Origin of the sequence: Castellaniella sp. (genome assembly GCF_041675725.1) — a bacterium.
GTDB lineage: Bacteria > Pseudomonadota > Gammaproteobacteria > Burkholderiales > Burkholderiaceae_B > Castellaniella.
Map to the genome: position 1 here is coordinate 1 of NZ_JBAYTI010000046.1, position 21,952 is coordinate 21,952.

The 21,952-nt window shown below is 59.4% G+C and carries 19 protein-coding genes and 1 pseudogene; all 20 read right to left on the bottom strand.

What is annotated here, in order from left to right; genetic code table 11:
- Positions 1-96: 96 nt before the first annotated feature.
- Entirely contained in the window at positions 97-933 is an 837-nt protein-coding gene (locus tag WCZ84_RS09985) for an ABC transporter substrate-binding protein (protein ID WP_372686123.1), read from the bottom strand.
- 289 nt (positions 934-1,222) lie between these two features.
- Positions 1,223-2,494, bottom strand: coding sequence for an ABC transporter ATP-binding protein (locus WCZ84_RS09990; RefSeq protein WP_372686124.1), 1,272 nt, complete (start codon positions 2,492-2,494; stop codon positions 1,223-1,225).
- A 68-nt stretch (positions 2,495-2,562) separates the two neighbouring features.
- Positions 2,563-3,321, bottom strand: a complete 759-nt coding sequence (locus tag WCZ84_RS09995; protein ID WP_372686125.1) for a DUF1989 domain-containing protein — start codon at positions 3,319-3,321, stop codon at positions 2,563-2,565.
- 304 nt (positions 3,322-3,625) lie between these two features.
- Entirely contained in the window at positions 3,626-4,315 is a 690-nt protein-coding gene (locus WCZ84_RS10000) for an aspartate/glutamate racemase family protein (protein WP_372686126.1), read from the bottom strand.
- A gap of 1,486 nt (positions 4,316-5,801) precedes the next feature.
- Entirely contained in the window at positions 5,802-7,751 is a 1,950-nt protein-coding gene (gene dnaG, locus WCZ84_RS10005) for a DNA primase (protein WP_372686127.1), read from the bottom strand.
- A complete protein-coding gene (gene rpsU, locus WCZ84_RS10010) occupies positions 7,752-7,964 on the bottom strand; it encodes a 30S ribosomal protein S21 (protein WP_372686128.1) in 213 nt (70 codons plus the stop codon).
- Positions 7,965-8,076: 112 nt separating this feature from the next.
- Positions 8,077-8,637, bottom strand: coding sequence for a phosphoribosyltransferase (locus WCZ84_RS10015; protein ID WP_372686129.1), 561 nt, complete (start codon positions 8,635-8,637; stop codon positions 8,077-8,079).
- Positions 8,638-8,649: 12 nt separating this feature from the next.
- The gene (locus WCZ84_RS10020) at positions 8,650-9,945 is read right to left on the bottom strand and encodes an adenylosuccinate synthase (RefSeq protein ID WP_372686130.1); all 1,296 of its coding nucleotides are present in this window, start codon (positions 9,943-9,945) and stop codon (positions 8,650-8,652) included.
- Positions 9,946-9,995: 50 nt separating this feature from the next.
- The gene (locus tag WCZ84_RS10025) at positions 9,996-11,159 is read right to left on the bottom strand and encodes an ATP phosphoribosyltransferase regulatory subunit (RefSeq protein WP_372686141.1); all 1,164 of its coding nucleotides are present in this window, start codon (positions 11,157-11,159) and stop codon (positions 9,996-9,998) included.
- A gap of 21 nt (positions 11,160-11,180) precedes the next feature.
- Positions 11,181-12,071 (bottom strand): protease modulator HflC, encoded by an 891-nt coding sequence (gene hflC, locus WCZ84_RS10030; protein WP_372686131.1) that lies wholly within the window; start codon positions 12,069-12,071, stop codon positions 11,181-11,183.
- Between the two features lie 10 nt (positions 12,072-12,081).
- Complete coding sequence (gene hflK, locus WCZ84_RS10035) at positions 12,082-13,362, bottom strand: FtsH protease activity modulator HflK (RefSeq protein ID WP_372686132.1); 1,281 nt, start codon at positions 13,360-13,362, stop codon at positions 12,082-12,084.
- Complete coding sequence (hflX, locus tag WCZ84_RS10040; protein ID WP_372686133.1) at positions 13,340-14,434, bottom strand: GTPase HflX; 1,095 nt, start codon at positions 14,432-14,434, stop codon at positions 13,340-13,342. Before hflX ends, hflK begins: the two co-directional genes overlap by 23 nt.
- A 69-nt stretch (positions 14,435-14,503) precedes the next feature.
- On the bottom strand, positions 14,504-14,740 hold the full coding sequence (hfq, locus tag WCZ84_RS10045) for an RNA chaperone Hfq (RefSeq protein ID WP_372686134.1): 237 nt from the start codon (positions 14,738-14,740) through the stop codon (positions 14,504-14,506).
- 84 nt (positions 14,741-14,824) lie between these two features.
- Entirely contained in the window at positions 14,825-15,901 is a 1,077-nt protein-coding gene (gene hisC, locus WCZ84_RS10050) for a histidinol-phosphate transaminase (protein WP_372686135.1), read from the bottom strand.
- Positions 15,898-17,274 (bottom strand): ribosome biogenesis GTPase Der, encoded by a 1,377-nt coding sequence (der, locus tag WCZ84_RS10055; protein ID WP_372686136.1) that lies wholly within the window; start codon positions 17,272-17,274, stop codon positions 15,898-15,900. The genes hisC and der overlap by 4 nt, the downstream gene beginning before the upstream one ends.
- Complete coding sequence (gene bamB / locus WCZ84_RS10060) at positions 17,267-18,418, bottom strand: outer membrane protein assembly factor BamB (protein WP_372686137.1); 1,152 nt, start codon at positions 18,416-18,418, stop codon at positions 17,267-17,269. The genes der and bamB overlap by 8 nt, the downstream gene beginning before the upstream one ends.
- A gap of 3 nt (positions 18,419-18,421) precedes the next feature.
- Complete coding sequence (locus WCZ84_RS10065; protein WP_372686138.1) at positions 18,422-19,060, bottom strand: YfgM family protein; 639 nt, start codon at positions 19,058-19,060, stop codon at positions 18,422-18,424.
- An 8-nt stretch (positions 19,061-19,068) separates the two neighbouring features.
- Positions 19,069-20,349 carry a histidine--tRNA ligase gene (gene hisS / locus WCZ84_RS10070; RefSeq protein ID WP_372686139.1) on the bottom strand — a complete coding sequence of 427 codons (1,281 nt, stop codon included), beginning with the start codon at positions 20,347-20,349 and terminating at the stop codon, positions 19,069-19,071.
- Positions 20,350-20,354: 5 nt separating this feature from the next.
- Positions 20,355-21,656: a flavodoxin-dependent (E)-4-hydroxy-3-methylbut-2-enyl-diphosphate synthase gene (gene ispG / locus WCZ84_RS10075; protein ID WP_372686140.1), complete on the bottom strand. Its 1,302-nt coding sequence runs from the start codon at positions 21,654-21,656 to the stop codon at positions 20,355-20,357.
- A pseudogene (locus WCZ84_RS10080) lies at positions 21,653-21,952 on the bottom strand (helix-turn-helix domain-containing protein); the annotation flags it as partial. The gene ispG and the pseudogene WCZ84_RS10080, both read right to left, overlap by 4 nt.

Below are 21,952 nucleotides of genomic sequence, written 5' to 3' on the forward strand. Positions count from 1 at the left end.
ACTGACCAGGGTGAAAATCGCCCCGATTTTGACCAACTTTCGGACATTTCTTCTGCATTATGAAATTCGTACCGTTTGTGTTGTTTCGGTCAGTTTTCAAAGCACCTTGATCAGATGTTCCTTAGGAATTGCAAAGAAATCCAGATTCCAAATTTGAGAGTCCCACATGATGGCTAGTGGCTGGTTTTCATCTACTATTGCAGAATAAATACGTCCGTTAAATGCACTAGAAATGGAAACCTCTCCATCCGCAAGCAGCTGAGGAGCTTGAGCGCCCGCCTCAAATACAACGATTGCATCTTTAATAGTATCAAGCTTGGCAAAAGCGCGATCTATTCCTTCCTGTGTCGAGAGTGTTTCATACACTTTATCTACGGGTACACCGTCGGCCATTAATGCCCATTCAAGCGTGTAAATGGGTCGCCTGCTAATACCACGCTTTCCTGGAAACCGCTCAAGGTCGAAAAAATCTTCTACCTTTGAAGGCTTCTCACCAGGAAACTTTGAAGTGTTGTAGGCCATGATATTCGACCATACGATAACACCCACACCACAGTCATGAAGAGTACCGGGGATGAAGTCCTCTTTTGCAGCACTACCATCCGTACCATCAGGAAGGTCAGCTAGATCAAGACGTTCAAACAGACCCTGTGAACAACCCAGCTCCAGGTCTTGGCTTTCGACATCCAAGACATCCCAAGTAACATTTCCAGACTCGACTTGAGCCCGGACTTCTGCTAACCCTCCATTATAATCGATGGAATGTACATCCACCCCCGCTTTCTCTTGAAACGGCTTGTGATAAGCCTCAATTTGGCTAGTAGCATATTGACCACCAAATGAAACGACTGAAATAGAGTCTGCCGCAGCAACACTAGTGGTCACGAACAACGCAAAAAAAGGTATCGCAGTGTATTTACGCAAAATGGTCATGCGAATCTCCTCACTCATTATTAATTTATTTATGATATAAACCTTAAATCATCTCGCCTATATTAGGAGCGAGTATACTTTATCGTATTAGAACACCTCCAATAAATCAATCTGCATTCTCAATATGTATTCTATTGCCCTTAAACAGTTGGAACACATATTACCCGATGCCATATAGAACAACCAAAGCCATTCTAGATATATCTCGCCTCGGCAATTAAATATCGACAAACTACATCCAATTTGCCTATCATTAAATTAAAGCCTGCGTACCCTCCTTAGCTAATCATTATTGTGAAGGACTGGCCATCGCCCGGCAATCTTCTGTTTTCCATCCAATCCAAATCTCGTCTCCTGGCTTAGGTACGCCCTGAAGCATCGCATTCGATATCTTGATAGCTATTTCCACACTATTTGGAAGCCCGACATAAACACGCAGGTGATCACCCAAATAATGTAGTTCTTTAATAACAGCCTTGATTTTATTCTGACAACTATCAATATTATTTCCTATCAGAATTCTCTCTGGACGAATAGATAAAGCTACATTCATCCCTATATCCTGAACACCAACTGGCAGTGCATACACAATCGTATCGTCAGAAAGCTTCACAGAGCATGATTTATTGCCGATCTCGATGGTCGTCCCATAGAATTGATTGTTTTCGCCGATAAACTGGGCAACAAATGCAGTTTGCGGCCTTTCATAGATATCAATTGGTGTAGATAGCTGTTGAATTGCTCCTTCATGAAATACAGCTATCCGATCAGACATCACCAACGCTTCACTTTGATCATGGGTAACATATACGACAGTGAGTCCAAGCTCGGCGTGGAGCCGCTTAATTTCATATTGCATTTGCTCACGAAGCTGTTTATCTAGTGCACCTAGAGGCTCATCCATTAAAACAAGTTTGGGCTCGAACACTAAAGCTCGTGCCACCGCAATTCTCTGCTGTTGACCACCAGACAACTGCAGTGGAATTCTGTGCCCAAGTCCACTTAGGCGAACCATATCGAGTGCTTTTTCTACACGATCTTCAATCTCCGCACGATTAAAGCGCCGAACTTTGAGTGGAAACGCAAGATTCTCCGCTACGGTCATATGCGGAAACAATGCATAATTTTGAAAAACCATGCCGATATTCCGACGATAAGGCGGCAAATGATTTATCGGCTTACCATCCAGTAAGATAGTTCCTTCAGTGACTGTTTCAAACCCCGCAAGCATCATTAGGCAAGTGGTCTTGCCTGATCCTGAAGGCCCGAGTATCGTTAGGAATTCTCCAGAATAAACATCAAGATTTAGTTCTTTGACGACTAAGGTGTCCCCATCGTAACTTTTTTCAACATCAACGAATCTTACCAACGCATCATTATTAACAGATGCATTGCTTATCTCATCATTGCCAAATCCAGCCAACCGATCTGGTTGCTTTGAATAGGATTTGCGAGCAAAAAATCCTTGATTTTGAAATTGATCGACGCACCCTGTCATTTCCATTGGCTCCCTTGGACGAACTCTTGATATAAATATTATTTTATAAATGGCAATATGCAAATCCCTAACCTTGCATTTTCCATACGTTTAGCATATCCTCATTACGTCCTCCAACTAGCTAATTTCTATTACGCCATCCAGCGCAACAAGCGTATTGGAGTTGGATTCCAACCATTTGCATCATTAAATCTTTGTGGGCAATTGGACAAAACGACCAACGTTTTTTTGTCTGCCTGTAAATCCACAAAATCACCCGGCTCAGACAGGCCATCTACGATCGCCATTTCTCCATTTGGCATGATGGGCACATTCATAAAAAAATTGATGTTTGCAGGAATATCTCTCTCACATAAACCATAGGTGGAAAGAGCAGCTGTAAAATTACGTCGACAGCTCTGTTCGTCCTTGACGCCATAACGAACAAAATTTATTTCTGTACTGCAGCAGCCACCTATGGTATCGTGATTACCGACGGTATCTTCTACAATAGTAAGCAGGCTTTCAGCCGTATCTGAATACAGTTTAAATCCTTTGCCAAGATAGACGGATTTATTAAGCTTCATCGTATTGGCAGCGTTATATTTTATATTCAAATCATCATAGTCATAAAAGATAAAATCCACAGCTTGCCGCCCTTCCAAATCTACTATTCGGAGATGTTCATTTTTCTCAAGCACCCCCGACCAATAGCCGCCTGTTTGTATAATTTCATCACTAATCACTGATCCAGGTATATCACCAGCCGCCTTTAGCTTCTTGTCGCCATTCTTTTCAGCCACTTCAGCCATCCGCCGTAAAGTCGCTTCACGTCCGTCTTTCATACGCCTCCTGAGATCCTCAGGAAAATCATCCAAAGACTTGATCTTTTCTGATATATTTTTATCCATTGATTGCCTCACATAATTTAGTTACTAATGAATATATAGCAATTGATAAAAGCTCTCTACCAATAATCTAATATTGGAAAACATAAGCGATATCGTTTGCTCATATGCCAATAATAATATGAAAATTGAACCAATGCGTAGATAGCAATGCCATCAATTGGAAAGAATCGCAATTTAGGCTTCTATGGCATCACAATGCGTCATTATGACAACTCACTGAAGCAACCTACCTTCAAATATTTATATCCATAGGAGCATTGTACCTATAGCATCGCTATCCATTCTCAAACAAAACCATTATTCATCAAGACCTCAATAATAGAAGCGCATCAATAACCGCACTATTGCTGGTGACGACTGGAACGCCAAATGTATCTTCTAGCTCCGAGCGTGCCTCCAATGCACGAAAATTCGTACATGAGACAAATAATCCATCAAAACGTTGCCCGCTCAGTACCTTTTTTGCGAAGTCCACAATATCTGCCGGTGTCGGTGTCGCAAGCGCCTCATTGTCTGTGATATTCATCCCGTACGCGCATACCAACCGGCGGCTTCCTCCGGTAACCGCTGTCGCTACTGCTTGTGTCAAATCCTCATTATATGGTGTCAATACAGCAACCCGCCGCCATTCCTGTAGATCCAATGCCGTGGCCACAGAGGAAACAACTCCAATGCTAGGGCATCCAGCCAACAATCCCAATTGGCGACATACACGTTCATCGTATTCCAGGCCGAACAGCGAGCCAGCGGACGTACAGCCAAATACTAGAACGTCTGGTTTTAGTGTGCCAAGATCATTCGCGGCAGCCGGAGCAAATTCCTCTATCATCTTGATTTCTTGCTCTCTCGTGGTTTCCGTGAGATACATTCGATCAGTATGCACTGTATATTCAGTCTTTGGAAGAGCATCGTGTAAATCATTTTCCATTACTGTATTTGACGATGGAACAATCAACGCGACTCTGATCCTTGATTTATATTGTCTATTTTTCATGGCTATTCTCGTTAAAAATCTCTAGCTTTCCCTAACTCTCACGGCCTATAGATACCATCATCAGAAATTCCCTTACCATGCCAGTGTACGGCCCGCTCTTAAGCGATAATCCAAGCATAACGTCAGAGAAAGAACACGATTGAAATCCTGTCAGGCTAATCTCGATATCTCCTGACACCCACGCTGTCGATAGTCAAATGCGCTCTTCCAATATAAACGGGCATACTATAATCATTGACATTCCCCCATCCTCTCCTTTTACAGTAACACCTACAAATTGCTATTTATATTAGTGACAATCTTTTCCTTAGCCACACGCATATCCTAATTGGGATTGCATGCTATCTCGCACCCGCACATTCTCCAACGCAGACAAGAATCGATCCATGGGGCGCCTCTTATTAAAATCCTCTCGCGGATAGCGGCCTCCCGGATTTTGATATCGTTTTCATTTTTTACTATCACATCATATCCTAGAAATTAGCCAAAAATATCTATTGCATCTAATTCCAGATCCATGATTTCAATTTACCCATCGACGCATAGACAAGTTGATATTCTTCGCATGCAACATAAATCTGATAAATCGGAAAACATAGTTCGTGCATTAATACAGGCTCATCAAGGCCAGCGAAGGCTCATATCGTCATAGAAATCACTTCCGTTTCACCAGAACTACAAACCACGCCGTCTGGATCAAATCCATATTTTTCTATGATGGCAATATCTAGAAATCCGCCAGTCCAGTCGGTGGGCGAGCCGGGCACATATAGCTCATCCCCCACCAGTGCCTGGAAGCTCGGCTGTATCGTCTCTCAGCTCCTAACCAGTAGACTAGTTCAAAAAAATATTACGTAGTACAATTTGCTCAGTCAACTAGTACGCTTTGAGATTCCGCAGCATCGTCCTCAAGTCGCGGTCGCGTAACCAGCTCCTGGATGCCCATGGGAAATCGCAATTATTGCTGGGGTACGATGCCGAACTAAATGCAATGCTGAAAAATACGAACTAGATGTCCCAATAGCGGCGGGAACCAGATATACTAGCTGATGCTGCGTCGCATACGCTTGTGAGGTGGGGGAGTTCGACATCTTGCGTCTCCGAGGATCAGTCCCAGCGGGTGGCTAGATGCATCACCCGCATGCTATTCCTACCAACGCCTTCACAAGACAGGCCTTTATGCCACGAGACGCGAAGTCGCATGAGGCGACCGGCGGTGCAGACCACGAGCAATGTGTGTAAAGGACCAGTCCTCACAGGCCCAGGTGGTCACACGTGGGGCACGGCTACCCAAGTTGCCTGAGCACTACTGAGCGACCGACTCAGTTTGCGCCTACTGAGCGCCACTTTCTTGCCGGCCAGCGTCTTGGGGCCCGTAGACTTGTTTACTACTACTCCCCTGGTGACAGCAGTCCTACGGGCGAGTGCCTTTTCAACTGACTCAGGCACTACATGAGCAGCCTTGGTTTTCGAGCTAAGAGAAGAATCACCTGTTTGGCGTCTTAAGCCAGGCCAAGCGCTGGGAGAGCTCCCGATAACGGCGTCGTTCGTCAGCGGTATGCAGCCCCGTGGCCACCAGGCGATCGCACTGCTCCTGGATGGCCTGCCGTTCGATGACTCGCAGGGCGTCGGCCCACTCGGCTTGTGGATCGGGCCAGTCGACCGACAGCAGTTCAGATGACAGTTCATCGAGCACCCGCGCCAGTTCGGAGCCAGGATCAGCCGCTTGCAGAAGCGCACCGGCATGGGTGGCGCCGCTGCTGCCCTGCAGCGCGATCAGCTGCCTGACAAGTACCAAGTGGGGGTGCTGGGTCAATAATTCAAGCTGTTGCTCACCCAGCCGGGCCGCCAACATCGGGTGCGTCATGAGCAATCGCAGCAGGCGCCGGGCCATCGGCGTGACAGCGCGAACCCCAGAACGCCGGGCCGTACGTGCTGGCGCGCGTGCCGGCCGGGTATCCGGCAACAGCCCATCGGCCGGCCACCCGTCAGATGGCCCGGCCTCGGCCCCCACCCACGCTGGGATTGCACCGGGACCGGCGTGCGGCACGCCGGCCGGGCTGGTTTCGTGTGCGCGCTGCGCCGGGCCAGCCCGGTGAACCGCGGCTGCGGCGCTGCCACCCACCCCTGCGAACCCGTGCGCCGGAGCGGCCGCCAGCACCTGGCCGAGCTCTTCGGGGGTCAGCTGGACCAGACGGGCAAACTCGCGCTCGAGCTGCAGGCGATAGCCCCCTGACGGCATCAGCTCGAACAGTGGCCGGGCTTCGTGCACACACGCCGCCCGGCCCTCGACCTCGGCCAGATCGTGCCGCACCTGCAGTTCGTCGAGCATGAAGCCCGACAGCGAACGGGCTTCCTGAAGGCACGCCCGCAGGGCCTGTATACCGTGGGCGCGGACGTACGAATCCGGGTCCTGCCCTTCGGGCAGGAACAGGAAGCGCATGGAGATCGCTTCATCCACCCAGGGCAGACAAGCATGCAGAGCGCGCCATGCCGCCTTGCGGCCGGCCGTATCGCCATCGAAGCTGAATACGATACGCTCACTGGCGCGCCGCAGCTTCTGGATATGGGTATCGGTGGTCGCCGTACCCAGGGTGGCCACCGCATTGCCCAGGCCGAACTGCGCCAAGGCCACCACGTCCATATAGCCTTCGACCACCAGCACGCAGCCTTCGGTGTGGATGCCGGCCCGGGCCTCATGCAGGCCGTAGAGCTCTTCGCCCTTGGAGAACAGGCCCGTCTCGGGTGAATTCAGATACTTGGGTTCTCCGGCCTCGATGAGGCGTCCGCCAAAAGCGATCAGCTGGCCGCGCGCATTGCGGATGGGAAACATGATGCGCGCCCTGAAACGATCGTGGCGGCGGCCATCTTCTGCCTCGACCACCAGGCCGGATTCGATCAGAGCCGGATCTTCATAGTTTTCGAATACCTGGGCCAGCCCCTGGCGCTGCCCGGATGCCCAACCCAACCCATAGCGGGCGGCCACTTCACCGCTGAGCCCGCGCCGTTTCAAGTAAGCGATGGCTTCGGGCGATTGCTTCAGCGCCGCACGCCAATGCGTCAGGGCCCGTTCGAGGATCTCGTGCTGGCGCGAAGTCTCGGCGCGCCGGGCGCGCCGGGCGGCGCGCTGCGCCGGCGTGGCCGACTCTTCGGGCACGGTCATGCCCACACTGGCGGCCAATGTGCGTACCGCTTCTGGAAAGCTTGCGCCCGTGTGTTCGGTCAGGAACCGAATCGCACTGCCATGGGCTCCGCAGCCAAAGCAGTGATAGAACTGTTTGGTTGGGCTGACTGTGAAAGAAGGGGATTTTTCGTTGTGAAAAGGGCACAAACCGAGCAGGTTTGCGCCCCCTTTGCGCAACTGTACATAGCGGCTGATGACGTCGGTGATGTCGACCCGTGCCAGCAGCTCCTGGATGAAGCTCTCAGGAATCAATCAATAGAGTCGCGGCGGCAGTTGTTGGCTGCGGATGCGTTTGTAATGGCGCTTGACGGCGGCAGCACGCTTGCGCTTGCGCTCGGCCGTGGGTTTTTCATAGAACTCGCGTGAACGCAGTTCGGTCAGTAAACCGGTTTTTTCGATGGTGCGCTTGAAGCGGCGCAGGGCAGCCTCGAAAGGCTCGTTTTCTTTGAGGCGTACAGTCGGCATGTAGATCCTTAAAAGCCTGTTCGACAAAAGACGCTGGCACACACGGCACAGCGCCCCGTATATTTTACGAAGAGTCTGATTCTAGCACGAAAAGCGGCTGGCCACTGATTATTCAGGCCTGTAGCGGTTGCGCCGTGCGCACGCCTTTACGAATCCAGGACTCGAGTTGATGCGGGCGCAGGCTGTCGTAGTCTTCGAAGGGCTGGTGGATCCAGGGGTTGGTGGGCAGCCTCTCGATGTAATAATCGGGTTCCATCTGAGCGTGCCCTTTGAGCCAAAGGACCGCGGTGCGCAGTTCGACGATATCGGGAAACTGGTTGAGCAGGTGCTCGCGCACCCGGTTGAAGGTCAGGCCGGTGTCGACCATGTCGTCTACCAGCAGCACCCGGCCATCCAGCGTGCCGCGCGTGATCGTGATGAACTGGGCAATGTCGAGCTGGCCCTGAACCGTACCGGCCGCCTCGCGATAACTGCTGGTCGCGAGAATCCCGAGCGGCAGGTCGAACACACGCGAAAGAACGTCGCCCACCCGTACCCCGCCACGCGCCAGGCAAAGAATCTTGTCGAACGCCCAACCCGACTCGTAGACCTGCAGGGCCAGGCGTTCGATCAGGCTGTGATAGGTGTCCCAGCTGACCCAAAGATCTCTGTCTGTGCTCGGGGGAAGGCTCATGCGGGGTTTTCCTCAGCCGTGGAAGGGGTGGCGCAGCACGATGGTTTCAAGGCGATCGGGGCCCGTGGACACCATATCGATGGGCACATCGCAGATTTCCGCAATGCGTTCGAGATAGCGCCGCGCATTGACGGGCAGCTTGTCGTATTCGGTGATGCCGACGGTGGATTCGGACCAGCCGGCCATTTCTTCGAGCACGGGTTCGGCTTCGGCGGCCGCATGCGCCCCATAGGGCAGGACGTCCAGGAATTGGCCCTTGTAGCGGTAGCCCACGCCGATCTTGATGCGCTCGACCCCGTCGAGCACATCGAGCTTGGTGACGCACAGGCCCGTGAGCCCGTTGATGATGACCGAGCGCTTCATGGCGGCGGCATCGAACCAGCCGCAGCGACGCGGCCGGCCGGTGACGGAACCGAACTCTTTGCCCACCGTGGCCAGGCGCAGGCCGGTGTCGTCGAGCAGTTCGGTGGGAAACGGCCCCGAACCCACCCGCGTGGTATAGGCTTTGGCGATGCCCAGAACGTAATCCAGCGATTGCGGGCCTGTGCCCGAGCCGGCGGCCGCGGCGCCGGCCACGCAGTTGCTGCTGGTCACGAACGGATAGGTGCCGTGATCGATGTCCAGCAGCGAGCCCTGGGCCCCTTCGAACAACAGGCTGTGGCCTGCGCGCCGGGCAATGTGCAGGTTACTGGAGACGTCTGCCACCATGGGCTCGAGTTCGGCCGCGAAGGCCATGGCCCGGTCGCGAACCTGGGCGGCGTCCACCGCCTTCGCGCCCAGGTACTGCACCAGGACGAAATTATGGTAGTCGAGCACTTCGGCCAGTTTCTCGTCGAAGATGTCGGGATCGTAGAGATCCTGTACCCGCAGGGCGCGCCGGGCCACCTTGTCTTCATAGGCCGGCCCGATGCCGCGGCCGGTCGTGCCGATCTTGCCTTCGCCCTTGCGTGCCTCGCGCGCCTGGTCGAGCGCCACGTGATAGGGCAGGATCAACGGGCAGGCTGCGGAGACCTGCAGCCGCGGGCGTACATTGATGCCCGCGGACTCGAGCTCGCTGATTTCGGCCAGCAGGGCCTCGGGCGAGAGCACCACGCCATTGCCGATGTAGCACGTGACATGGGGATGCATGATGCCCGAAGGGATCAGGCGCAGGATGGTCTTCTGCCCATGGATCCACAGTGTATGGCCGGCATTGTGCCCCCCTTGAAAGCGCACGACGCCCTGGGCCGATTCGGCCAGCCAATCGACGATCTTGCCCTTGCCTTCATCACCCCATTGGGTGCCGATCACAACGATGTTTTTGCTCATGAGCCTATTCTTCGCAGCCGCAATACGGACCGTACAGTAAACAGGTTAGTTTATACCATCGACTCTTGTATGACCCAGCCAGAAGAGGTCTTGACCAACTCCTGTTCGAGACGGAATTCATCCACATCCTGGCGCTCGCCGGGCAGGGCCTGGATCACCACCTGGCCCGCCTGCCGGAGTTCGCGCACCACCCGTGCCAGCTCGGGGTCGTCCGAGCAGGGGGCCCAGATGGCGGGGGCGGCCTGCGCGGCCGGCAGGCCGCGCGACAGCTTGCGCAAATCGAGGCTGAAACCGGTCGCCGGACGCGACCGGCCGAATTTGCGGCCGATACCGTCATAGCGCCCGCCCCGTACCAGCGCATCGTGCCAGCCAGCGGCGTAGATCGAAAACACTACACCTGAATGATAGCCGTAGCTGCCCCCCATGTCGGCCAGATCGATCGCAATGGGGCCACCCGCCAGGGCATCGCACAGAGACTGCAGAGCGTCGAGGGCCACCTGGATGGGGGCGTGGGGCGGCAATACCGCCCGGGCGCGCTCGATCACGGATGGATCACCATACAGCGTGGTCAGTGCGCTGAGCGCATCGAGCGTATCGGATTGCGCGCCCTGCCCCACCAGCATCGCCTGCAGGCCAGGGACATCTTTTGCGCTCAAGAGATCGAACACGCTGTCGGCGCAATCTGCGAGGGCGGGATCGGCTTCTATCAGCGCCCGCCCTACCCCGGGGTGGTTGAGATCCAGGCGGGGATCGCCGATGCCGGCATGCCGGACGGACTCGATCGCCAACCGAATGGATTCGATGTCCGCCTCGACCCCGGCATGGCCAAAGATTTCCGCCCCGATCTGCAGCAGTTCACGGTCTGAGAGCAAGCCCGAGGGCCGCGCATGGATCACCGGGCCACAATAGCACAGGCGCGTGACGCCCTGACGATTGAGCAGATGGGCATCGATGCGCGAGACCTGCACGGTCATGTCGGCGCGCACGCCCATGGTCAGCCCGGACAGCTGGTCCACCAGCTTGCACGTGCGCAGGCGCAGGGCCTCGTCGCGGGCGAGCATGAGGGAGTCGAGATATTCGACCAGCGGCGGGACCACCAGCTCGAAACCATGGGCCCGGTAGAGATCGAGCAGAGCCCGGCGCATGTCTTCGATGCGCCGGGCCTCGGCAGGCAGGATATCGGTCAGGTGCTCGGGCAGTAACCAGCTGGACAGCATGATGGGTACTCTCGCGGCTTACCTGGCCGGCGCTGGCTGATTGCCGGCGGCATTGTTCCAGAAACGGAAGAAATCAGAGTCTGGGCTGAGCACCAGAGTGCTGTCATGAACCGAAAACGCCGAGCGATAGGCATCCAGGCTCTTGTAGAAACTGTAGAACTCGGGGCTCTTGCCATACGATTCGGCATAGATGGCCGCGGCCTGCCCGTCGCCCGCCCCGCGCCGGGCCTGGGATTCGGCGTACGCGCGGGCGAGGATTTCCTGCTGCTTGCGATCGGCCTCGGCCCGGATGCGCTCGCTGTCGGCCGCACCACTGGCGCGCAGGCGGTTGGCTTCCTGCTTGCGTTCGGCCTCCATGCGCCGATACACCGACTCGGAGATTTCGGTGGTGAAATCGATGCGTCGCAGCCGGACGTCGACCACGTCCACCCCCAAGGGCGCCGCCCGCTTGGAAACGGCCGAGAGGATTTCGTCGGTCAGTGTGTCGCGTTCGCTGGACACGACCTGGCGCACGGTCCGTACGTTGACGGCCGCGTTGAGCGCGTCGCGGATCTGGGCTTGCAGGCGCTCGATGGCCGCATTGCTGTTGGAACCAAAGGTGACGTAGTACAGCCGCGGATCGTTGATGCGCCACTTGACGTAGTAGTCGATCAGCAGGTTTTTCTTTTCGGCCGTCTGGATGCGTTCGGGATCGCGCGATTCGATCGTCTGCAGCCTGCGGTCCAGGTAGACCACGTTTTCGAACGGCGGCGGATACTTGAAATACAGGCCCGGGCTGCTGATGGTTTCACGCACCTCGCCCAGGGCGAACAGCAAGGCGGAGTCGCGCTCGCGCACGATGAACATGCACGATGACAATACAGCCAGAACGATGACCAGGCCGACCAGAGCAGGGAAAAAGCGTTGCATCTGCATGCTCCTAGTTGGAATACGGGTTGGTCAGCGACGGCAGGCTGCTGGGCATGCGGGGCGCGACCGGCTTGTCGCGCACGGCATCGGCGGCCGCGGCCGCGCCGGCCGCGACATCGGCTGGACGCGAGCCCGCCGGGTTGCCCCCCGCGCGGGCGGCCTGCCCCATGATCTGATCCAGCGGCAGATACAGCATGTTGTTGCCCACCGGGGCATCCAGCATGACCTTCGCGGTACCCGACAGAATTTCCTGCATGGTCTCCAGATAAATACGTTCACGGGTGATGGCCGGTGCCTTGGCGTATTCGGCGGCCACGCTTTCGAAGCGCGCGGTATCGCCCTGAGCACGCCCGATGACCCGGGCGCTGTAGCCCTCGGCGTCCTCGAGCATGCGGGCGGCCTGCCCCTCGGCCTCGGGCAGGACCTTGCTGGCGTAGGCGTTGGCCTCGTTGATCTGCCGCTCGCGGTCCTGGCCGGCCTTGACCGCGTCATCGAAGGCGGCCTGGACCGGCTCGGGTGGCTGCACGTTCTGTATGGCGACCGTGGAGATCTCGATGCCCGTCTTGTACCGGTTGAGAATAGTCTGCGCCAGCGACTGGACCTCGGAGGCGACTTCTGTACGGCCGGAATAGAGGACGAAATCCATCGGCTTGCGCCCGACGATTTCACGCATGGCGGTCTCGGCCGCCTGGCGCACGGATTCGTCTGGATAGCTGGTATTGAAAAGGTAGGCCGGCGCGCCATCGGGCTTGAGACGGTACTGAACCACGTACTGCACATCGACGATGTTTTCGTCTTTGGTGAGCATCTGGGATTCGGTCAGGACCCGATTGCGCGAGGATCCCCTGAACCCGACTTCGAAGGTACGCAGCTGGGCGATGTTCACCTGCTGAGCGTCTTCGATGGGATACGGAAAACGCCATTGCAGCCCTGGGCTGAGCGTCTTGATATATTTGCCGAAGCGGGTGACCACCGCGACCTGGCCTTCCTGCACGATCATGAAGCCGCTTCCCAGCCAGAACAACGCGGCCAGCACCAGCAGCAGAATCACAAATCGGGGCGATGGCCCGGGCAGCTGGGGCAACCCCCCCTTGCTCTGCGGAAAGCGTGGACCCCGCCCGCCCCCGCCCTTGCCGCCGAACAGGCCGGACAGGCGCTTGCTGAAATCGCGCCAGACTTGATCGAGGTCGGGTGGCCCTGATGACGGGTCAGGCCGGTTACCGGAGGGATCATTCTGGTTGCCCCTGCCCCAGCCCGGATCATTCAGGTTATAGAGTTTCTTGAAACGCATTGTTTCTCGTAAGCCCCTCAAATTCTACGAGCGATTGACGCAAACCGTCCAGGCCACTGCGTTGCAGCGCACTGACGAAGACTCGCGCAATCGTACCATGTTCATTTCGTTCGACCCGGGGCTCCAACCCCGCGATGTCGACTTTGTTGTAGACCATGATCTGCGGAATCTCGTCTGCCTGCATATCGTGCAGGACCTGGTTGACGGCCGCGATCTGTTCGTCGCGCTGCGGGCTGGCGGCATCGACCACGTGCAGCAGCAGATCGGCATGCACGGTCTCTTCGAGCGTGGCCCGAAATGCCGCGATCAGCGTAGGTGGCAGATCACGGATGAAACCCACCGTATCCGAGACGACCACCTGGCCCGCCCCTTCGATCCAGACCCGGCGCGTGGTCGTATCCAGCGTCGCGAAGAGCTGGTCGGCCGCATAGGTGTCGGCCCGCGTCAGCGCATTGAACAGGGTCGATTTGCCGGCGTTGGTATAGCCCACGAGCGAGACCGACAGCGTGCGGCCGCGCACCCGGGCCTTGCGCTGCGTCACCCGCTGGCGCTGCACCCGGGCCAGGCGCTCGCGCAGCGCCTTGATGCGCACCCCGATGAGCCGCCGGTCGGTCTCGAGCTGGGACTCGCCCGGACCGCGCACCCCGATACCACCCTGCTGGCGCTCGAGGTGGGTCCACATGCGCGTGAGCCGGGTGGACAGGTGCTGCAGCTGGGCGAGTTCGACCTGCAATTTGCCCTCGTGACTTTTGGCCCGCAGGGCGAAGATGTCGAGGATCAGCGCCACGCGATCGATCACGCGAACTTCGCAGGCCCGCTCGAGGTTGCGCTGCTGCGCCGGGCTGAGCGACTGGTCGAAGAGTACGATGTCGGCCTCGAGGTCATGGACCAGATCGGCTGCTTCGGCGATCTTGCCCGAACCGATGTAGCCCGCCGCATCCGGGCGGCTGCGCCGGACGGTGAGCACATGGAGGATGTCGGCGCCGGCCCCCCGGGCCAGCAGAAGGAATTCTTCGATGTGGGCGTCGTAGTCGGGCTCGCCCAGATCGACACTGATGACCAATGCCCTCATGGGCAAGGGCTCAAGCACCCGCCCGCCGCTGCGAGGCAGACGGCGGGCGGACAAAAGGCGGGAAAATGATCATTCGGCCGTGTCATCGGCCATGAAATTGACCGGGCGCGCCGGGACGACCGTGGAAATGGCATGTTTGTACACCATCTGCGTGACCGTATTGCGCAATAAGACGACATATTGATCAAAGGACTCGACCTGCCCCTGAAGTTTGATCCCATTGACCAGATAGATGGACACCGGGATGTGTTCCTTGCGCAAGGCATTGAGAAAGGGGTCTTGAAGGATTTGCCCTTTGTTGCTCATGAACGAGGCTCCATTTTATAAAAATCATGCTAGACCCGGTATTTTAATGCCAATCCGGGTATCCCTGCAGAAACGCCTGTGACATCAGCGCGCAAGCACCTCGGCCAGCGCCTTGCACAGGCGCGCGCACTGCTCGGGCGTACCGACCGTGATGCGCAGAAACTGGTCGATACGCGGGGCCGTGAAGTGGCGCACCAGGATGCCCTGCTCGCGCAATGCGGCCGCGACGTCGGCGGCACGGTGGGCCGGATGGCGGGCAAAGATGAAATTTGCCTTCGAGGGCAGGCACTCGAAACCCAGCGCCTGCAAATCGAGGCCGAGTTGTTCACGGGCGGCGATCACGGCCTGGCAAGTACGCTCGAACCAGGCCTCGTCCTCGATGGCGGCCTGGGCCCCCGCCAGCGCCACCCGGTCGAGCGGATACGAGTTGAAACTGTCCTTGATGCGCACCAAACCGGCGATGAGTTCGGGCTGCGCCAGCGCATAGCCGACCCGAAGGCCCGCCAGGGAACGCGACTTGGACAGGGTGTGGACCACCACCAGGTTGGGCAGATCGGGGATCAGGCTGGCCGCCGAGTCGGCACCGAAGTCTACATAGGCCTCGTCGATGACGATCGCGCTGTCGGGACGCGCTGCGGCAAGCCGGGCGATCTCATCCAACCCCAATGCCAGCCCGGTGGGCGCGTTCGGATTGGCCAGCAGGATACCGCAAGGCTCGACCTTCGTGTCGCGCAGGTAGTCGGCCACGTGCACCGAAAAATCCTCGGCCAGGGCAATACGCTCGGCTGGCACGCCATACAGGCGACACCACGTCGGGTAGAAGCCGTAGCTGATGTCCGGCAGCCAGAGTGGCCGCCCCGCGCGCTGAAAGAACGCACTGAAGACATGGGCCAGGATTTCATCCGATCCGTTGCCCACGAATACGTGTTCCACGTCCAGGCCATGGCGCCTGGCGATCGCCTGGCGCAAGCCCAGCGCCTGGTAGTCCGGGTACAGGCGCAGGTCGTCGGAAATCGCCGCACGCATGGCTTCGAGCACCCGAAGCGAAGGCCCCCAGGGATTTTCATTGGTATTGAGCTTGAGCAGATTGGGCAGGCGCACCTGCTCGCCCGGCACATAGGGCTGCAGGGCCGCGACGTGGTCGCTGAACAGGGAGTTCATGCGTTTTCCTTCAGGTAGGGATTGCGTGAAGACTTGAATTCAATGGACAACGGCGTGCCCTGCAACTGGAAAGCCGTCCGGAACTGGCCCTCGAGGTAGCGCCGGTAGGAATCCGGTATGGCATCCAGAGCATTGCCATGAATGATGATGCGGGGCGGATTCTGGCCCCCTTGATGGGCATAGCGCATCTTGGGGCGAAAAATCCCCTTGCGGGGCGGCGGCTGCTGTTCGACGGCGGCGCGCAGGGTGCGCGTCAGGCGCGGCGTGGACAGCTTTGCGAAGGCCGCCGCGTGCGCCGCCTCGACCGCCTTGAGTACCTCGCCCAGGCCCTGCCCCTTGAGGGCCGATAGGGTCACGACCCGCGCAAAGGACAGGAAACGCAGTTTGCGATCATATTCGCGCTTGATCCAGGCGCGCTGTTCCTGGTCGATCGCATCCCATTTGTTCAGGCCGACCACCAGCGCCCGGCCCGCCTCTTGGATGAACCCGGCGATGTGCGCATCCTGATCGGAGACCCCTTCGCGGGCGTCGATCAGCAAGAGCACCACATTGGCGGCTTCGATGGCCTGCAGCGTCTTGATGACGGAGAATTTCTCGACAGCCTCGAACACCTTGCCCCGGCGGCGCAGACCGGCCGTATCGATCAGGGTGTAGCGCCGGTCATTGTGCGTGAATTCGACCTCGATCGCATCTCGCGTGGTACCGGGCATGTCCCAGGTGACCACCCGCTCTTCGCCGACCAGGGCATTGATGAGGGTGGACTTGCCCACGTTGGGCCGCCCGGCAATCGCCAGCTTGATGCGGTGGTCCGGTTCGTCAGGCGGGGCGCCCCGAGCCTGCTGCGCGCCATTCCAGGGGGCTTCGGCCGGCACGCTGGCCAGCGCGGTCTCGATGAGCTCGGCCACGCCGTCGCCATGCGCCGCGGAAATCGCATGGGGCTCGCCCAGACCGAGTTCATGGAATTGCGCGAGATCGGCATGATCGCGCATGCCTTCGGCCTTGTTGACCGCCAGCAGGACACGCTGGCCCGATTTGCGCAACAGGCGGGCGATTTCGTGGTCGTGCGCATTGATGCCTTCTCGGGCATCGACCAGAAACAGGATCACGTCCGATTCGGCGATGGCCTGTTCGGTCTGGCGAGCCATCTCGACCAGGATGCCCTGCGTCGCGACCGGCTCGAAGCCGCCCGTGTCGATGACGATGTGCGGCCGGCTGCCCATGCGCCCTTCGCCATAATGGCGGTCGCGCGTCAGGCCGGACACATTGGCTACCAGCGCCGCCCTGGAGCGGGTCAGGCGGTTGAACAAGGTGGACTTGCCGACGTTGGTACGCCCCACCAGGGCCACGACCGGCCGCCAGGATGACTCAGCCACCCGCACCCACCCTGAGCAGGCGGCCATCGCCGGTTTGCACGAGCACGCCACCAGGCACGCCCACCAGCGCGGACGTGATGGGCCCGCCCCCAATGCGCAGACGCGCCATCAGGGCCCCATCGGCCCGCGACAGAAAGTGCAGATAGCCTTCGAAGTCGCCCACCGCCACAGCGGGCCCGGCCACGGCCGGTGCACTCAGCTGCCGGTTGAGCAATGCGCTCTGGACCCAGAGGCCCCCGCCGTCCGTGAGATTCAGGGCATGTACGCGGCTGCGGTCGTCGGGCAGATACAGCCGTTGCTCATCCGTCGTCATGCCCGTGGCGGAACCCACTTCTTGGGACCAGATGGGTCGCCCACCCTGGCTGATGTCAAAACAGGTGGTACGCCCCTGATAGCTGGTGCCGCAGACTTGCGTCCCTACGATGAGGGGCTCGCCCACCACGTCGGCGATGCGTTCGAGGTCTGATGCCCCACGCGCGGCCGAGACCGAGGCCTCCCAGCGCACCGCCCCCGTGGGCGTATCGATGAGGATCAGCCGGCCATTGGGCAGGCCCGCCAGAAGCAAGTCTGGCAGCAGGCGCATGCGCATGCTGGTGCGCAACGCCAGGGCAGGCCCTGGCCGCTGAACTTCCCAGCGCAACTTGCCGCTGGCGGCGTCAAAGGCCTGGATACGGTAGTCGCTGGTACGCACCGCCACGATGCCGTTGCCCACCACGGGCGGGATATTCACCGCACTGGCTGCCTGGCTGCGCCAGAGCTCAGTGCCCTGCGGGCCGAACGCCAGCACTTCGCCCGACTGGGTGACCACGGCGGTCACCTGGCCATCGCTGCCGACCCCGGCCGAAAGCGGCTCGGTGCGAACCTGCCAGCGGACTGCGCCAGAGGCCAGGTCGAGCGCGGCGACGGAACCGGAAGGCGTGGCCACCTGAACAGCGTCTCCGGTGACCTGTGGAATGAATCCATAGCCCCCGCCACTGCCCACCGAAGCGGACCAGCGCGGCGCGACCGCCAGCGAGGGCGCGTATTCGGTCAGCGGCGCTGGGTCGAATCGCGGATCGGTGTCGGCAAACAGGCCGCAGGCAGCCAGGCTGCCCGACAACAGGCCGATCAAGGCAAGGCGAAAAAAACGAATGCGGGCATACATGGATCAGGCTCCGTTCAAAGCGTCTATCTTGAGCTGCACGACCTGGGCGGCGGGATCGCCGCCGAGCGAGTCGAGCGCCTGGCGCCAGGCCTCCATGGCCTGGTCTCTTTGGCCCTGCGCGGCGAGCACGTCGCCACGACGATCATGATACAGGGCCGCAAAACCGACGGGTGGGGTACCCTTGAGTTGATCCAGCGCCGCATCGTACTGCTGCAGGGACAACAGCACCCCGGCCAGGCGCAGCCGGGCAACGGCCTGCAGCGCAGGGTCGCTTGCGTCGCGCGCCAGCCATTCGAGCTGATCCCGCGCGCCTTCGAGGTCATTGCGCTGCTCTAGCGCCGAGGCCGCCAGCAGGATGCCACGGGCGGTGTAGCCTGAAGTGGCGTAGTCGGTGCGCAGGGCCGTGCTGGCTGCCTTGATGCGCGCCACCGCGTCATCGCCCGACTGGCCGGCCGCGGATTCCAACGCCTCGTAGTAGCCCATGGCCTGCCCGGCCGTATGCGTTTCGTACCATTGCCAGCCCCGCCAGCCAGCCAGCCCAATGGCCACGGCCAGCACGATGGCGGTGCTCAGCGTGCCATGGCGATCCCACCAGGCCTTCAGGGCGTCGATCTTTTCCTGTTCTTCGAGGTCGTAAGCCATGTGCGCGTTCAGATCCTTTGTTGAAGTTGTTCAGCCAAGCGCCCGAAAGCGATGGTCTCTTGCTGGTCGGGTGCGTCCGCCGCCCGCAGCCACTTGACCGTGGCCTGGCCGCGTTCGAGCTCATCATCCGCGATGACCACGGCCACGCAGGCCCCACTGGCATCCGCCCTGCGAAACTGCGACTTGAAACCGCCCGACCCGGCATGCACTACCACGGCCAGGCCGGCATCCCGAAGCTGTTCGGCCAGCTGGGCCGCCTGACGCTGCCCCGCGTCCCCCTGGTGGACCATGTACACCTGGCATTCGGGCGTGGGCTCGGCCGCCTGGCTCTGCAGCCACAGATCCAGCAGGCGCTCGATGCCGATGGCAAAACCCACCGCCGGTGCGGGCTTGCCGCCCAGAAGTTCGAACAGCCCGTCGTAGCGCCCGCCGCCACAGACCGTACCCTGGGCCCCCAGGCGGTCCGTGACCCACTCGAAGACGGTGAGGTTGTAGTAGTCGAGCCCGCGCACCAGGCGCGGATTGAGCGTCCAGCGGATCCCGGCGTCCTGGAGCCGGACACAAAGGCCTTCGTAATGGGCGAGCGACTCGGCCCCCAGGAAATCGAACAGCCGCGGCGCCGAGTCGGCCATTGCCTGCATGGCCGGATTCTTGGTGTCGAGCACCCTGAGCGGGTTGCTGTGCATGCGCCGCCGGGCTTCGTCATCCAGTATGTCGAGATGGGCCTCGAGGTGACGCACCAGCGCTTCGCGATGGGCCGCGCGCTCGGGCGGCTGCCCCAGCGAGTTGAGTTCGAGCCGGATGTCCTGCAGGCCCAGCAGACGCCATAGGCGCGCCAGCATGATGATGAGTTCGGCATCGACATCCGGCCCGGGAAAGCCCAGCGCCTCGACGTCGACCTGATGAAACTGCCGGTAGCGCCCACGCTGGGGCCGCTCGTGGCGAAACACCGGCCCCATGGCGTAGATCCGCCTTGGACGGTCATAGAGAAAGTTGTGCTCGATGGCCGAGCGCACGATGCCCGCTGTAAATTCGGGCCGCATCGTCAGACGCTCGTCGTTGAGGCGATCGACGAAGGAATACATTTCTTTTTCGACGATGTCCGTGACCTCGCCGATGCCGCGCGCGAACAGGCGGGTGTGTTCGAGCACGGGTATGCGCACGTTCTGGTAGCCGTAGGCCGCCAGCCAACCCCGCACGATGGCTTCAAAACGCTGCCAATGCGCCGTCTCGGGGGGCAGTGTGTCCTTCATGCCGGTCAGGCCGGCGACTTTGCTGAATTCTGACATGGGGTTCAGTCGGGCTGGCGGGCCACCACGCCCGGACGCCGGGCGGGTTCTACACCCTGCCCATAACGCCGGGCTACGTAATCTTCGACGATGGCCTGGAATTCGGTGGCAATGTGATCCCCCTTGAGGGTGACCGTTTTCTTGCCGTCTACATACACCGGGGCGGCCGGGATCTCGCCCGTGCCCGGCAGGCTGATGCCGATGTCGGCATGACGGCTTTCGCCCGGGCCGTTGACCACGCAGCCCATGACGGCCACGTGCATGTTCTCGACCCCGGGATAGCGGGTTTTCCAGACCGGCATCTGATCGCGCAAATAAGCCTGGATACTGGCGGCGAGTTCCTGAAACACCGTACTGCTGGTGCGCCCGCAGCCCGGGCAGGCCACGACCATGGGCGTGAAGGCCCGCAAGCCCATGGTCTGCAGGATTTCCTGCGCGACGATGACTTCCCGGCGACGATCACCGCCGGGCTCGGGCGTGAGCGAAATGCGTATGGTGTCGCCGATGCCCTGCTGCAGCAGGACGGCCAGCGCCGCGGTCGAGGCCACGATACCCTTGGAACCCATGCCGGCTTCGGTCAGGCCCAGGTGCAGGGGGTAATCGCAACGGCGCGACAGTTCGCCATAGACGGCGATCAGGTCCTGGACATGGCTGACCTTGCACGAGAGCACGATGGCATTGCCCGGAAGGCCCAGGCTTTCGGCCTGCTGCGCATTGCTGATGGCCGAGACGACCAGGGCCTCGCGCATGACGGCGCCCGCGCTGAGGGGTTGCGGGCGCGCTGCGTTTTCATCCATCATGCGGGCGAGCAGCAGTTGATCGAGACTGCCCCAGTTGACGCCGATGCGGATCGGTTTGTCGTAGCGGCACGCCACTTCGACCATCTGCGCAAAATTGCCGTCCCGGTGCTTGCCCGCGCCCATGTTGCCTGGATTGATCCGATACTTGGACAAGGCCTGGGCGCAATCCGGAAACTGCGTCAGCAACTTGTGGCCGTTGTAGTGAAAATCGCCCACCAGCGGCACCGGCGCCTGCATGCGATCGAGCTGGTTGCGCAGCTCGGCCACTTGCGCGGCGGCGTCGGGCGTGTTGACCGTGACGCGCACCAGCTCGGAACCCGCCTGCCAGAGGTCGCGCACCTGCCTGGCCGTAGCGCGTGGATCGGCCGTGTCCGTGTTCGTCATGGATTGCACGACGATGGGGGCATCCCCCCCTACGACGACGGCGTGATCCTGCCAGCGTACCGTCACGGCCCGGGTGGGCCGGCGAGGTGCAGCGGACGGTTCAGTGGGGATGGATGGGGTCATGAACGCAAGGCCTTGAGCCAATCGAAAATCAGCCAGTCGTCGGGGATCCAGCCACGATCGATGGCATACCAGCCGACCACGCCCAACAGGACCAGGATCAGCAGCACCCAGGCCCAGGTGCGATGGGCCGGCTCTTTGCCGGGCGGCAGATCGGCCTGCGGCACACTGCGCCGGGCGCTGACCCGCGCAGCGACCGCGCCAGGCGAGGCGATCTGGTCGACTTCATTGAGCAGGACGAGTACCGCATCGATGTCGCCGTCGAGGTAGCGCACATAATTGCGCACCAGGCCCCGCAA